The sequence below is a fragment of the Massilia varians genome (assembly GCF_027923905.1).
Classification (GTDB): domain Bacteria; phylum Pseudomonadota; class Gammaproteobacteria; order Burkholderiales; family Burkholderiaceae_D; genus Telluria; species Telluria varians_B.
Genome location: NZ_AP026966.1, coordinates 859,370 through 873,534 on the forward strand (window position 1 = coordinate 859,370; position 14,165 = coordinate 873,534).

Here is a 14,165-nt window from a genome sequence, read left to right on the forward strand (position 1 = left end):
CACCCGGGCCTGTTCTTGCGCAAACGAAACAGCGTATGGCGATGACGAAAAACAACACCTGGAAGGCCAGCGGGCACGCCCCCAGCCGGGCTGCTGCGGCTGAAACAGGCAAAGCCTCCCATAAAAGCTTTATAATTCAGGGTTTTGAAGATTTTTGCGGAGTACCGAGATGCCGATTTACGCTTACCGCTGCGATGAATGCGGTTTTACCAAAGATGTACTGCAAAAAATTTCTGACCCGGTGCTGACGGTCTGCCCGTCGTGCAGCAAGGAAGCCTTCAAAAAACAGGTGACCGCTGCCGGCTTTCAGCTCAAGGGCACGGGATGGTATGTGACCGACTTCCGTGGCGGCACCCCGCCGGCCACGGGTACGGCGAGCGGGGCTGCGGCCCCGGCGGCCGCATCCGAAGGCGCCAGCAGCACGCCGGCGCCTGCGCCTGCCGCCACCGGCGGCGACAAGAGCAGTACCTGAAGCAAATGAGCAGCTGCGGCCGGTGAGGCCGCAGCCCCAACAAGAACAAGAGAATTCGATGCGCAAATATTTCCTGACCGGCCTGCTGGTGCTGGTGCCCCTGGTGATCACGGTCTGGGTCCTGAGCGCCATCATCAGCACCCTGGACCAGTCGCTGCTGTTCGTGCCGGAAGCCTGGCAGCCGCGCTCCTTGTTCGGCAGGGACGTGCCCGGTTTCGGCGCGGTGCTGACGCTCGCCATCGTCTTCCTCACCGGCCTGCTGACCAATAACCTGGTCGGTCGCTACATCGTACGCCTGGGCGACCGCATCATGAAGCGGATTCCGGTGGTCAGCTCGCTGTACGGCAGCGTCAAGCAGGTGTCGGACACGCTGTTCTCCTCCTCGGGCAACGCGTTCCGCACGCCGGTGCTGATCCCGTACCCGCACGCGGATTCCTATACCATCGCATTCCTGACCGGCGTGCCGGGCGGCGACGTGAAGAACCACCTGGTGGGCGACTACGTGAGCGTGTACGTGCCGACCACCCCGAACCCGACCTCGGGCTTCTTCCTGATGATGGAGCGCAGCAAGGTCGTGGAACTGAACATGTCCGTGGACGCGGCCCTGAAGCACATCGTTTCGATGGGCGTCGTCGCTCCCGAGTAAACCAAAACGAATCAATCAACCTGGAACGAAAACCATGACCTCCATGCGTACCAACTACTGCGGCCTCGTCACCGAGGAACTGCTGGGCCAAACCGTCAGCCTGTGCGGCTGGGTGCACCGTCGCCGCGACCACGGCGGCGTGATCTTCATCGACCTGCGCGACCGCGAAGGCCTGGTGCAGGTGGTCTGCCACCCGGATAACGCCGAGGTGTTCAAGGCCGCGGAGCACGTGCGCAACGAATACTGCCTGCGCATCACCGGCACCGTGGTGAACCGTCTGGAGGGCACCGCCAACGCCAACCTGAAGTCGGGCAAGATCGAGATCAACACCACGGAGCTGGAAGTGCTGAACGCTTCGGTGCCGGTGCCTTTCCAGCTGGACGACGACAACCTGTCGGAAACCACCCGCCTGACCCACCGCGTGCTCGATCTGCGCCGCCAGCAGATGCAGCACAACCTGCGCCTGCGTTACAAAGTGTCGATGGAAGTGCGCAAGTACCTGGACAACCTGGGCTTCATCGACATCGAAACCCCGATGCTGACCAAGTCGACCCCGGAAGGCGCGCGCGACTACCTGGTGCCTTCGCGCGTCAATCCGGGCAACTTCTTCGCGCTGCCGCAGTCGCCGCAGCTGTTCAAGCAGCTGCTCATGGTCGCCAACTTCGACCGCTACTACCAGATCACCAAGTGCTTCCGCGACGAAGACCTGCGCGCCGACCGCCAGCCGGAATTCACCCAGATCGACTGCGAAACCTCGTTCCTGACCGAGCAGGAAATCCGTGACCTGTTCGAAGACATGATGCGCGTCGTGTTCAAGAACGCGGCCGGCATCGACCTGCCGAACCCGTTCCCGGTGATGGACTTCGCCACCGCCATGGGCTCCTACGGTTCGGACAAGCCGGACATGCGCGTCAAGCTGCAGTTCACCGAACTGACCGAGCTGATGAAGTCGGTCGAGTTCAAGGTGTTCAACGGCGCCGCCAACATGGCCGGCGGCCGCGTTGTCGGCCTGCGCGTGCCGCAGGGCGCGTCGATGCCGCGTTCGGAAATCGATGCGTACACCCAGTTCGTCGCCATCTACGGCGCCAAGGGCCTGGCCTACATCAAGGTCAACGAGAAGGCCAAGGGCCGTGACGGTCTGCAGTCGCCGATCGTCAAGAACATCTCGGACGAGATCCTGGCCCAGGTTCTGGAACTGACCGGCGCCGAGGACGGCGACCTGATCTTCTTCGGCGCCGACAAGGCCAAGGTCGTCAACGACGCCATGGGCGCGCTGCGCGTGAAAATTGGTCACTCGGAATTCGGCAAGAAGGCCGGCCTGTTCGACGACGTCTGGGCGCCGCTGTGGGTCATCGACTTCCCGATGTTCGAATACGACGAGGACGGCGACCGCTGGAACGCCACCCACCACCCGTTCACCGCACCGAAGGACGGCCACGAAGACATGCTCGAGACCAACCCGGGCGCCTGCGTCGCCAAGGCTTACGACATGGTCCTGAACGGCTGGGAGCTGGGCGGCGGCTCGATCCGTATCCACCGCGAAGACGTGCAGAGCAAGGTGTTCCGCGCCCTGAAGATCGATGCCGAAGAAGCCCAGCTGAAGTTCGGCTTCCTGCTCGACGCCCTGCAGTACGGCGCGCCGCCGCACGGTGGCCTGGCCTTCGGCCTGGACCGCCTGATCACCCTGATGACCGGCTCCGAGTCGATCCGCGACGTGATCGCCTTCCCGAAGACCCAGCGCGCGCAGGATCTCCTGACCAATGCGCCGTCGGAAGTCGACGAGAAGCAGCTCAAGGAACTGCACATCCGCCTGCGTAACGAGCCGAAAGTCGCTTAAGGAGTAGCGCGGTCGGCAAAGCCGACCGCGCATTCAACTGACGCGGGCGCGGCCATATAATGGCTCCGCCCGCGTTTGTTTTTCTAGCCCCATGCCCCACAAAATCCCCGAATCGGTCCTGGTCGTCATCCATACCTCCGCCATGGAGGTGCTGCTGATCGAACGCGCCGACCGCCCGGGTTTCTGGCAATCCGTCACCGGCTCGCTCGACGCCCACGACGAACCGCTCGAACGCACCGCGGCCCGCGAATTGTTCGAGGAAACCGGCATCGTCGCCGACGGCGAGCGCATCCGCCTGCACGACTGGCGACTCTCCAATGTCTACGAAATCTACCCGGTCTGGCGTCACCGCTACGCCCCCGGCGTCACCCACAATACCGAACACGTGTTCTCGGTCTGCGTACCGCGCGACATCCCCGTGGTCCTGAGCCCGCGCGAGCATACGCAATACGCCTGGCTGCCTTATCTCGAGGCTGCCGACCGCTGTTTTTCCTCCTCGAACGCCGAAGCCATACTCCAGTTGCCGCGCCATATCCTTGCTGCAGAGTAAATCTTTGCTCAATATCCTTTAGGCATAGGCTGATTGTTAATTCCTGCAGGAAAATAAACTGTCGTGGTACCACAACAATCACCAAATTTTTTTTTGTGCACGGTGATTCACTTCCTTGACAAGTTTCCAATCGTTTGTGTGGATTTGATGTCAACTTGATCTCATAAACTGTTGTTTTTGCAGATATTGCTGAGTTATTCGAGATGATTTTCGTAATTAGTTTGCCGAAGGAAATTAGTCTTTTTCTTATCTGCACGATAGATTCGTCGTTTGACAGCCGTCAATCTCTGGCATATCGTCGCTGAGGTCGCTTGTAACAATTTTCGCGACGCAACTCTAACTAGATAGATCTACAGGGAGAAAACATGGACCTCGAACTGAAGAACGACGATAAGGTAAAAGAGATCAGCATCGGCAACGGCTGTATCCAGATTGACCTGTTGTCTGGCCTGAGGTTGTCCGGACCTCTGCTGTCGAACGACGAAGTGACCCGTGTATCCGCGCGCCCACGCCGGATGATGGTAAGCGGCCACGAGGCCGTATCTGGCCAGATGGCATTTGTCTGAACGCAGCGGGCTCTGACCCCGCACCCGATCACCCGGCAGCGCACAATTGGGCCTCGTTCCACGAGGACAACCGCCCGATGCGGTTAGAATGTTCCCATGAAAATTCGTGTGGCTACCTACAACATTCACAAGGGCGTCTCGTCATTGCGTAGTACGCCCCGGGTGATCGCCCTCAAGAAAGCAATCGCAGAATTCAACGCCGACGTCGTCTTCCTCCAGGAGGTGCAGGGACGGCACGACCGCTTCCAGGCGCGCTACGGCAGGGAAGACCTGGCGCACCGGCACTGGCCCGAAACGGCGCAATACGATTACTTCAAGAACGAGAAGCACCACAGCGCCTACGGCATGAACGCGGTATACGACCACGGCCACCATGGCAATGCGCTGCTGAGCGCCTTCCCGATCGCGAATTCGCACAACCACGACGTGTCCGACCACGCCTACGAGCAGCGCGGCATCCTGCACTGCGTGCTGAACACGCAGGCCGGCAAGGTCCACTGCTATGTGGTGCACCTGGGCCTGTTCGAAGGCAGCCGCGGGCGCCAGACCGACGCCCTGATCGAGCACGTCAACGGGTCGTCCGATGGCGAACCGGTGATCATCGCCGGCGACTTCAACGACTGGCGCAACACCCTCAGCGACCGCCTGCGCAATGCGCTCGGCGTGAAGGAGGTGTTCGATGAGCTGGGACCGAAATCGCCGCTGGGCGACATGGTGCGCGGCTGGGCCGGCCGCCAGCCGCCGCCGCGCCGCCAGCCGCGCCTGGCCCCGGCGCGCACCTTCCCGGCCATGCTGCCCTGGTTCCGCCTCGACCGCATCTACGTGCGCGGCTTCAAGGTGGACAACGCCCAGGTGATGCACGGCCCGCTGTGGGCCAAGCTGTCCGACCATGCGCCGATCGTGGCGGAACTGCAGCTCTCGTAGGCCATGCGCCACGTCAGCTTCGTAGACAACAACGACGTCACCCTCCTGGAAAGCGGCACCGCCTATTTCCCGGCGCTGATCGCGGCGCTCGATGCGGCGCAGTACGAGGTCTTCTTCGAGACCTATATCTTCGCCGAGGACGACACCGCCGGGACCGTGCGCGACGCCCTGATTCGCGCATCGCAACGGGGCGTCAAGGTGCGCGTGCTGGTGGACTGGATCGGCACCGAGCACCGCCCATGCGCGCGCCTGGGCGAGGCATTCGCCGCGACGGGCGTGCAGTACCGCGTCTTCAACCCCTGGTGCAAGCGCGGCATCGCGCGCTCGCACCGCAAGATCGCCGTCATCGACCGCGAAGTCGCCTTCGTGGGCGGCATCAACATCAACGACGACTGGCAGTGCGACCACGCCGACAAGCACCGGCTGCCGGCCCCGCGCTGGGACTTCACGGTGCGGGTAACGGGGCCGCTGGTGGCCCAGATCCACGACGAAGCGCAAGGGCAGTGGCTGCGCGCGGGACGCCTGCGGATCCGGCAGCGCATCGAGCTGTTCAAGGAAATGCGCAAGGATCCGCCGCAATCCTGCGCGCATCCGGCGCGTGCCGCCTTCGTGGTGCGCGACAACCTGCGCAACCGTTCCACGATCCAGCGCGCCTACCTGCAGGCGCTGGGACGCGCCAAGGACAGCGTGCTGCTGGCCACGCCATATTTCGCGCCGGGCCGCAAGTTCCGCAAGGCGCTGGCCCATGCGGCGCGGCGCGGCGTGCAGGTCACCCTGCTGATCGGGGTAGGGGAGTTCAAGATTCAGGACATGGTGGCCCGTTCCTTCTATCCGAAGCTGCTGGCCGACGGCGTGCGCCTGGTCGAGTACCGCAAGACCCAGCTGCACGCCAAGGTCGCGGTGGTCGACGACGACTGGGCCACGGTCGGCTCGAGCAACTGCGACGGCCTGTCGCTGTTCCTGAACCAGGAAGCCAACGTGGTGGTGCTGGACCAGCGCTTCGCCGCCACCATGCGCGCGCACATCGAGCGCGGCATCGCCGACGGCGTGCCGGTCCGCGCCGAGGACTTCGCCCACATCGGCTGGTTCCGGCGCGCGAGCTATGGTTTGGCCTATATGGCGTATAAACTGGTCATGCGGATCTTTGCGATCGGCTATGCATGAATGGAAGCAAAAGGAACACCATGGAAGACAACAACGTACGCATCGATAAATGGCTGTGGGCCGCGCGCTTCTTCAAGACGCGCTCGCTGGCGGCCGACGCGGTCGACCGCGGCCGCGTGCGCATCGGCGGCGAACCGGTGAAACCGGCGCGCAACGTCAAGGTCAACGACAAGATCTTCATCGACAACGGCTCCGACCGCTGGGAAGTGATCGTGGCCGCCATCTCGGGCACGCGCGGCCCGGCGCCGGTCGCGCGCACGCTCTACTTCGAAACCGACGAAAGCATCGCCAAGCGCGAGAACGACAAGACCGCGCGCCGCCTGTTCCCCGAACCGAGCGCCGACATCAAGGGCCGCCCGACCAAGCGCGACCGCCGCGCCATGACCCGCGTCGGTGAAGAATAATAGCGGGGGTCAGGTCTGACATTTGGACACGGCCTCTGCTGTAGAGGATTCCTCGGCCCGGCAGCCCAGTTGTTCGAAGGCAGCGACCGCGCGGCTGACGGTCTTGGTCGACACGCCGAAGGCGCAGGCAATCTGCGGCATCGTGAAGGCGGTCGAGCGGTAGGCGCGCGCCATTGCCTCATCACGATTGGCGTAGCTGGCCTGATACTCGGCCAATGACAGCGCGACCGCCCGGCGCTCTGGCCGTGGCGCTTCGACGAAGGCTTCTGCCAGCTGCAATTTCTGGTGTGCCGAGACGAAGTCGTCGTCTCCCAGAAGAACTCGATGACGCACGGCGGCAAGCGGACTCGCTTTGCCTACGCCGGCCAGCACGAACGCCTGATAAGCGGCTATGGCAACTGCGGGCGCCTGGCCGAACTGGCTGAGCAACCAGTCGCGTTGGAACCATGTGGGTGCAGGCTTGCTACCGGTGAGGAAATGATGGCTGCTCCATTGCCATTCGTCTGGTGAAAACACCATCCCCGCCCGTAAAGGATTCAGCACGATGTAGCGGCTCAGTTCCAGCAGATGGCTCTCTTTCTGTACCAGGACGGCGTGATAGCGCCCCTGGAAAAGGTGCCCGACGAGTTCGTGGCGCCGGTTGATGTGCTGTGAATAGAGTCCATTGAGTTGGCGCATCCCTTGCGAGAGATTCGCCTCCACCGTTTCCACCAGCAAGTGATAGTGATTCGTCATCTGACAGAAAGCATGGACAACAAAATTGTGGCGTTCGCATACGTGCGCCAGCACGTCCAGCCATCGATGGCGGTCGGCGTCCTGATGATAAATTGGCTTGTGTCGGTTGCCTCGCGCCGTGACGTGGTAGAGCGCGTGGGGGAATTCGAGTCGGAGAGGTCGTGTCATGCCGAGCACCTTACTGGACGCGCAATGTCCGGCGCTGAGATGGCGCAGCGGTCGGCCGGATGGCGGGCCAACGCTTGAGCTCGTGTCCGAATGTCAGACCTGACCCCTGAGGTATTGGCCTTCTTTGCTGCCGGGAATGTAGAATGCGATTTCCCGGCCGCAAGAATCGCTGAGGCGTAAAGACGCACGAAGCGGCTTGGCGGTCTCCGCCAACCTCTTCGTTTCTTTCCCATGCAGACTGCTGTCCCTCTCGTCACCAACGATGCCGTCGTGCTCGGCATCCTCGCATCGATTCTCGGTTTCGTCTTCTGGTCCTCCTCGCGGGCCGATGGCTTCTGGAAGAAGTTCTATACCTATGTGCCGGCCCTGCTGCTGTGCTACCTGGTCCCGGCCATCCTGAATACCCTCGGCGTCATCGACGGCAGCCTGTCGAAGCTGTACCCGGTGGCGCGCGACTATCTGCTCCCGAGTGCGCTGGTACTGCTCTGCATCGCCATCGACTTCGGCGCCATCGTGCGGCTCGGCCCGAAGGCGATCATCATGTTCCTGACCGGCACCGCCGGCATCATGCTCGGCGCCGTTGCCTCGTTCGAGATCATGCGCGTCATCCATCCGGAGACGGTGGCCGGCGAGACCTGGCGCGGCATGACCACCATCACCGGCGCCTGGATCGGCGGCGGCGCCAACCAGGCCGCGATGAAGGAAGTGTTCGAGGTCGATGCCACCCTGTTCGGCCAGTTCGTCGCCGTCGACGTGCTGGTGGCAAACGTCTGGATGGCGGTGCTGCTGTTCCTGGCCGGTCGTGCCCAGGCTTTCGATCGCTGGACCGGCGCCGACCTCTCCGCCATCAATGCCCTGAAGGCGCGCATCGAGACCTACCAGGCCGAGCATGCGCGCATGCCGACCCTGACCGACGTGATGGTGATCCTGGCCGTGGGCCTGGGCGTCACCGGCCTGTCGCATGCGCTGACCGGTCCCACCGTGGGCTGGATCGCCAGCCTGCCGCAGGAGTGGCGCCTGCAGGACTACAGCCTGACCTCGTCCTTCTTCTGGATCGTGGTGTTCGCCACCACCTTCGGCATGCTGCTCAGCTTCACCAGGGCGCGCAGCCTGGAAGGGGCCGGCGCCTCGACGCTCGGTTCGGCCATGCTGTACTTCCTGGTGGCGACCATCGGCATGCAGATGGACCTGAACGCGCTGCTCGACCGCCCGTGGCTGTTCGTGCTGGGCCTGATCTGGATCTGCGTGCACGGCGGCCTGCTGCTGCTGGTGGCCAAGCTGATCCGCGCGCCGCTGTTCTTCATGGCGGTCGGCTCGCAGGCCAACGTCGGCGGCGCCGCCTCGGCGCCGGTGGTGGCCAGCGCCTTCCACCCGGCGCTGGCGCCAGTGGGCGTGCTGCTGGCGGTGCTGGGTTATGCGCTGGGCACGTATTGCGCCTATATCACCGGACTCGTGCTGCGCGGCCTGGCGACCTGAGGCCGTCATGGGCGGGCGCAGTGGCGCCCGCCTGAAATCTCCGGTACACGCCTGCGGCATACGCCACAAGCACCAAAAATGCTGTACCTTTACATCTGCGACAACGTTTGTCCTCGCCAGCTCTGGCGAGGAACGCTCCGCAGGCGGCTTCACCCCGCTTGCCGTTGTCCTGCATCAATAGAATCTCGCCTCTAAGTTCCCGTTTGACATTTCATCTCTGGTAGATAATAGTACGAGCGTTCGGATTTTTTCGATTCAGGGGCAGCTATCACTACTTCAGCCAAATTCATGCGCAAGGGCGAACTCACGCGGGCAGCGATCCTGGACGTGGCGCTCGAGCTGTCGAGCCGCGACGGCCTCGAAGGCCTGACCATCGGCGTGCTGGCCGACCGGATGAACATGAGCAAATCCGGGGTGTTCGCGCACTTCGGTTCGCGCGAGGACCTGCAGCTGGAGGTGGTCAAGCTGTACCACCACCGCTTCGAGCAGGAAGTGTTCTTCCCGAGCGTGCGCGAGCCGCGCGGCCTGCCGCGCCTGCAGTCGATGTTCGACCGCTGGCTGGCGCGCGTGTCGGTCGAGATCGCGTCCGGCTGCATCTATATCAGCGGCGCCGTCGAATACGACGATCGTCCGGGCCCGATCCGCGAGGAGCTGGTCAAGATGGTGCAGGACTGGCAGGACGCGCTGCGCCGCGCCGCGCGCCAGGCGATCGAGGTCGGCCACCTGCGTGCCGATGCCGATGCCGAGCAGCTGGTGTATGAAATGTATGGGCTGATCCTGGCCCTGCACCACGATGCCCGCTTCCTGCGCAATGCTGGCGCGGTCGAGCGCGCGCGCCGCGGCTTCGAGCGGCTGGTCGAGAACTATCGCAATCCAACTCCGCCGCAAGGCGCCCCGGCGCAATAACAGCCGGACAGTCAAACAACTTTTACCTTCGTTCAGGAGAAAACCATGGGTCAGTACGTCGCGCCAATCCGGGATATGCAGTTCGTTCTGCACGAATTCCTCAACGTCAGCGAAGAGTTCAAGAACCTGCCTGCCTACCAGGAGATCGACGCCGACATCATCAACCAGGTGCTCGAAGAAGGTGCGAAGTTCACGCAGGAAGTGCTGTTCCCGCTGAACCACTCGGGCGACCGCGAAGGCTGCCATTTCGACGCCGCCACCAAGGCCGTCACCACCCCGAAGGGCTTCAAGGAAGCGTATAAACAGTACGTCGAAGGCGGCTGGGCCGCACTGGCGTGCGATCCGGAATACGGCGGCCAGGGCCTGCCGGTCTCGCTGAACAACTCGTTTTACGAGATGCTGAACTCCTCGAACCAGGCATGGACCATGTACCCGGGCCTGTCGCACGGCGCCTACGAGTGCCTGAAGGAGCACGGCACCGACGAGCAGAAGAAGCTGTTCCTGCCGAAGCTGGTCTCGGGCGAGTGGACCGGCACCATGTGCCTGACCGAAGCGCACTGCGGCACCGACCTGGGCCTGCTGCGCACCAAGGCCGAACCGCAGGCCGACGGCAGCTATGCAATCACCGGTTCCAAGATCTTCATCTCGGCCGGCGAACACGACATGGCCGAGAACATCGTCCACCTGGTGCTGGCACGCCTGCCGGACGCGCCCGAAGGCTCGAAAGGCATCTCGCTGTTCCTGGTGCCGAAGTTCAAGGTCAATGCCGACGGCTCGCTGGGCGAGCGCAACGGCATCGCCTGCGGCGCCATCGAAGAGAAGATGGGCATCCACGGCAACGCCACCTGCCAGATGAACCTGGACGGCGCGATCGGCACCCTGATCGGCCAGCCGCACAAGGGCCTGCAGGCGATGTTCGTGTTCATGAACGCCGCCCGCCTGGGCGTCGGCATGCAGTCGCTGGGCCTGACCGAAGTCGCGTACCAGAACGCGCTGGTCTACGCCAAGGAACGCATCCAGATGCGTTCGCTGTCGGGCCCGAAGGACCCTAGCAAGCCGGCCGACCCGATCATCGTGCACCCGGACGTACGCCGCATGCTGCTCACCGCTAAAGCCTTCGCCGAAGGCGCGCGCGCCCTGACCTCGTACATCGCGCTGCAGATCGACCGCGAGCTGAACCACCCGGACGAGGAAGTGCGCAAGGAAGCCGCCGGCGAAGTCGCGCTGCTGACCCCGATCGTCAAGGCCTTCATCACCGACAACGGCTGGATCGCCACCTCGGAAGCGATGCAGGTGTACGGCGGCCACGGCTACATCAGCGAGTGGGGCATGGAGCAGTACGTGCGCGACGCCCGCATCAACATGATCTACGAAGGCACCAACACCGTGCAGTCGCTGGACCTGCTGGGCCGTAAGATCCTGATGGACAACGGCGCCAAGCTGCGCGCCTTCGGCGAGAAGATCAAGGCCTTCGTCGAAGAGAACGGCCTGGACGAATCGATGTCCGAGTTCGTGACCCCGCTGGGCGAGCTGGGTGAGAAGGTCACCAAGCTGACCATGGAAATCGGCATGAAGGCCTTCCAGAACCAGGACGAAGTCGGCGCCGCCGCCGTGCCTTACCTGCGCGTCGTGGGCCACCTGGTGTTCAGCTACTTCTTCGCGCAGATGGCGAAGATCGCGCTGGCCAAGCAGGATTCGGGCGACAAGTTCTACGAGGCCAAGCTGCACACCGCGCGCTTCTACTTTGCCCGCCTGTATCCGGAAACCGCGATGCTGATCCGCCAGGCACGTTCGGGTGCATCGAACCTGCTGGCCATGGACGCAGACCTGTTCTAACACACCATCACGCGGCCTTCGCTCGAATAGCGGAGGCCGCGACTTATCCAAGGAAATAAGAATGTCCAATTTCATCGTCAAGAAAGTCGCCGTGCTGGGCGCCGGCGTGATGGGCGCGCAGATCGCTGCGCACTGCGTGAACGCGAAGGTGCCGGTCGTGCTGTTCGACCTGCCGGCCAAGGAAGGCCCGAAAAACGGCATCGTCCTGAAGGCCATCGAAAACCTGAAAAAGCTGTCGCCGGCCCCGCTGGGCAACAAGGATGACGCTGCCCTGATCGAAGTGGCCAACTACGAGGACAACCTCGACGTGCTGGCCGGCTGCGACCTGATCATCGAAGCCATCGCCGAGCGCATGGACTGGAAGCACGACCTGTACAAGAAGGTCGCCCCGCACATCGCCCCGAACGCGATCTTCGCCTCCAACACCTCGGGCCTGTCGATCAACAAGCTGGCCGAGGGGTTTGATGACGAACTGAAGGCGCGCTTCTGCGGCGTGCACTTCTTCAACCCGCCGCGCTACATGCACCTGGTCGAACTGATCCCGACCACCAGCACCCGCCCGGAAATCCTGGACCAGCTCGAAACCTTCCTGACCTCGACCCTGGGCAAGGGCGTGGTGCGTGCAAAAGATACCCCGAACTTCATCGCCAACCGCGTCGGCATCTTCGGCATGCTGGCCACCATCCACGAAGCGGAAAAATTCGGCCTGTCGGTGGACGTGGTCGACGACCTGACCGGCGCCAAGCTGGGCCGCGCCAAGTCCGGCACCTTCCGCACCGCCGACGTCGTGGGCCTGGACACCATGGGCCACGTGATCAAGACCATGCAGGACACCCTGCAGGACGACCCGTTCTTCAGCCTGTACAAGACCCCGGACGTGCTGGCCAAGCTGATCGAGAAGGGCGCACTGGGCCAGAAGGCCGGCGGCGGCTTCTATAAAAAGGTCGGCAAGGAGATCCAGCGCCTCGACTTCGCCACCGGCGAATACGTGGCCAGCGGCGCCAAGGCCGCCGACATCGTCGGCCGCATCCTGAAAGAAAAGGACCCGGTCAAGAAGTTCAAGGCCATGCGCGAATCGACCAATCCGCAGGCGCAGTTCCTGTGGGCGATCTTCCGCGACGCCTTCCACTACATTGCGTTCCACCTGGAGTCGATTGCCGACAACGCGCGCGACGTCGACTTTGCGATGCGCTGGGGCTTCGGCTGGAGCGTCGGCCCGTTCGAAACCTGGCAGGCCGCCGGCTGGACCCAGATCGCCCAGTGGGTGAAGGAAGACATCGACGCCGGCAAGGCGCTGTGCAACGCACCGCTGCCAGCCTGGGTGTTCGAAGGCCAGGTCGCCGAGAAGGGCGTGCACACCGCCGAAGGTTCGTACTCGGCCTCGAAGAACGCCTACGTGCCGGCATCCGACCTGCCGGTGTACCAGCGCCAGCAGTTCCGTGCGCCGGTGCTGGGTTCCACCACGGTTGACCCGAAGACCTTCGGCACCACCGTGTTCGAAGACGACTCGGTGCGCCTGTGGCACTCGGACGACGAAGTGCTGGTCATCTCGCTCAAGACCAAGATGCACGTCATCGGCGAAGGCGTGGTGAAGGGCCTGCAGCGCGCCATGGCGGAAGCCGAGAAGGGCTTCAAGGGCCTGGTGATCTGGAATACCGACGCGGCCGAAGGCGGCGCCTTCTCGGCCGGCGCCGACCTGCAGTCGGCGCTGCCGGCCTTCATGATGGGCGGCGCCAAGGCGATGGAACCGATGGTGCGCGACCTGCAGAACGTGTTCATGCAGATGAAGTACTCGAACATCCCGGTGGTGGCCGCTGTCGCGGGCCTGGCGCTGGGCGGCGGCTGCGAGATGATGCTGCACGCTTCCAAGCGCGTGGCCTCGATCGAATCCTACATCGGCCTGGTCGAAGTCGGCGTCGGCCTGGTGCCGGCAGGCGGCGGCCTGAAGGAAGCGGCCGTGCGCGCCTTCACCGAAGCGAAAGGCAACGACATCCTGCAATTCCTGAAGACCGGCTTCACCAACGCGGCCACCGCGCAGGTGTCGAAGTCGGCCCTGGAAGCCAAGGCGATGGGCTACCTGAAGGAAGACGACGTCATCGTCTTCAACCCCTACGAACTGCTGCACGTGGCCAAGACCACCGCACGCGCCATGTTCGACGCCGGCTACCGCGCACCGATGCGCCGCCCGATTACCGTCACCGGCCGCTACGGCTGGGCGACGATCCGCGGCCAGCTGGTCAACATGCGTGACGGCGGCTTCATCTCGGCCTACGACTACCACCTGGGCGACACCATCGCCGAGATCGTGACCGGCGGCGACATCGACCAGGGCAGCGTGGTGTCCGAGCAGTGGCTGCTCGACATGGAGCGCAAGGCCTTCATCGCGCTGCTGAGCAATCCGAAGACCCAGGAGCGCATCATGGGCATGATGCAGAACGGTAAGCCGGTCCGTAACTAAGCGACGAACGAACAGGACGAACA

13 protein-coding genes are annotated in these 14,165 nt (G+C 63.4%); 12 read left to right on the forward strand and 1 reads right to left on the reverse strand.

Going from position 1 to position 14,165, the window contains the following annotated elements; genetic code table 11:
* The first annotated feature begins 169 nt into the window (after positions 1-169).
* The 8 genes from MasN3_RS03965 (at position 170) to MasN3_RS04000 (ending at position 6,563) form a co-directional block, all read left to right on the forward strand.
* Positions 170-472, forward strand: a complete 303-nt coding sequence (locus MasN3_RS03965; RefSeq protein WP_281912528.1) for an FmdB family zinc ribbon protein — start codon at positions 170-172, stop codon at positions 470-472.
* A 58-nt stretch (positions 473-530) separates the two neighbouring features.
* Complete coding sequence (locus tag MasN3_RS03970; protein WP_281912530.1) at positions 531-1,118, forward strand: DUF502 domain-containing protein; 588 nt, start codon at positions 531-533, stop codon at positions 1,116-1,118.
* A 34-nt stretch (positions 1,119-1,152) separates the two neighbouring features.
* Positions 1,153-2,955, forward strand: a complete 1,803-nt coding sequence (gene aspS / locus MasN3_RS03975; RefSeq protein WP_281912532.1) for an aspartate--tRNA ligase — start codon at positions 1,153-1,155, stop codon at positions 2,953-2,955.
* 91 nt (positions 2,956-3,046) lie between these two features.
* Positions 3,047-3,505 carry a dihydroneopterin triphosphate diphosphatase gene (gene nudB, locus MasN3_RS03980; RefSeq protein WP_281912535.1) on the forward strand — a complete coding sequence of 153 codons (459 nt, stop codon included), beginning with the start codon at positions 3,047-3,049 and terminating at the stop codon, positions 3,503-3,505.
* Positions 3,506-3,870: 365 nt separating this feature from the next.
* Positions 3,871-4,071, forward strand: a complete 201-nt coding sequence (locus MasN3_RS03985; RefSeq protein ID WP_281912538.1) for a hypothetical protein — start codon at positions 3,871-3,873, stop codon at positions 4,069-4,071.
* A 96-nt stretch (positions 4,072-4,167) separates the two neighbouring features.
* The gene (locus MasN3_RS03990; protein ID WP_281912540.1) at positions 4,168-4,995 is read left to right on the forward strand and encodes an endonuclease/exonuclease/phosphatase family protein; all 828 of its coding nucleotides are present in this window, start codon (positions 4,168-4,170) and stop codon (positions 4,993-4,995) included.
* A gap of 3 nt (positions 4,996-4,998) precedes the next feature.
* Positions 4,999-6,159: a cardiolipin synthase ClsB gene (gene clsB, locus MasN3_RS03995; RefSeq protein ID WP_281912542.1), complete on the forward strand. Its 1,161-nt coding sequence runs from the start codon at positions 4,999-5,001 to the stop codon at positions 6,157-6,159.
* A gap of 20 nt (positions 6,160-6,179) precedes the next feature.
* Positions 6,180-6,563, forward strand: a complete 384-nt coding sequence (locus MasN3_RS04000) for an RNA-binding S4 domain-containing protein (RefSeq protein WP_281912544.1) — start codon at positions 6,180-6,182, stop codon at positions 6,561-6,563.
* Positions 6,564-6,572: 9 nt separating this feature from the next.
* Here MasN3_RS04000 and MasN3_RS04005 read toward each other — a convergent pair whose 3' ends face one another.
* Positions 6,573-7,466 carry a transposase gene (locus tag MasN3_RS04005; protein ID WP_281912546.1) on the reverse strand — a complete coding sequence of 298 codons (894 nt, stop codon included), beginning with the start codon at positions 7,464-7,466 and terminating at the stop codon, positions 6,573-6,575.
* A 231-nt stretch (positions 7,467-7,697) separates the two neighbouring features.
* Between MasN3_RS04005 and MasN3_RS04010 the strand changes: the two genes are divergently transcribed.
* The 4 genes from MasN3_RS04010 to MasN3_RS04025 all read left to right on the forward strand — a co-directional run bounded on the left by MasN3_RS04010 (position 7,698) and on the right by MasN3_RS04025 (position 14,142).
* Entirely contained in the window at positions 7,698-8,942 is a 1,245-nt protein-coding gene (locus MasN3_RS04010) for a DUF819 family protein (protein ID WP_281912548.1), read from the forward strand.
* A gap of 288 nt (positions 8,943-9,230) precedes the next feature.
* Positions 9,231-9,848: a TetR/AcrR family transcriptional regulator gene (locus MasN3_RS04015; RefSeq protein WP_281912550.1), complete on the forward strand. Its 618-nt coding sequence runs from the start codon at positions 9,231-9,233 to the stop codon at positions 9,846-9,848.
* Between the two features lie 45 nt (positions 9,849-9,893).
* Positions 9,894-11,684 carry an acyl-CoA dehydrogenase C-terminal domain-containing protein gene (locus MasN3_RS04020; RefSeq protein ID WP_281912553.1) on the forward strand — a complete coding sequence of 597 codons (1,791 nt, stop codon included), beginning with the start codon at positions 9,894-9,896 and terminating at the stop codon, positions 11,682-11,684.
* Between the two features lie 61 nt (positions 11,685-11,745).
* Positions 11,746-14,142: a 3-hydroxyacyl-CoA dehydrogenase/enoyl-CoA hydratase family protein gene (locus MasN3_RS04025; RefSeq protein ID WP_281912555.1), complete on the forward strand. Its 2,397-nt coding sequence runs from the start codon at positions 11,746-11,748 to the stop codon at positions 14,140-14,142.
* Positions 14,143-14,165: the final 23 nt, after the last annotated feature.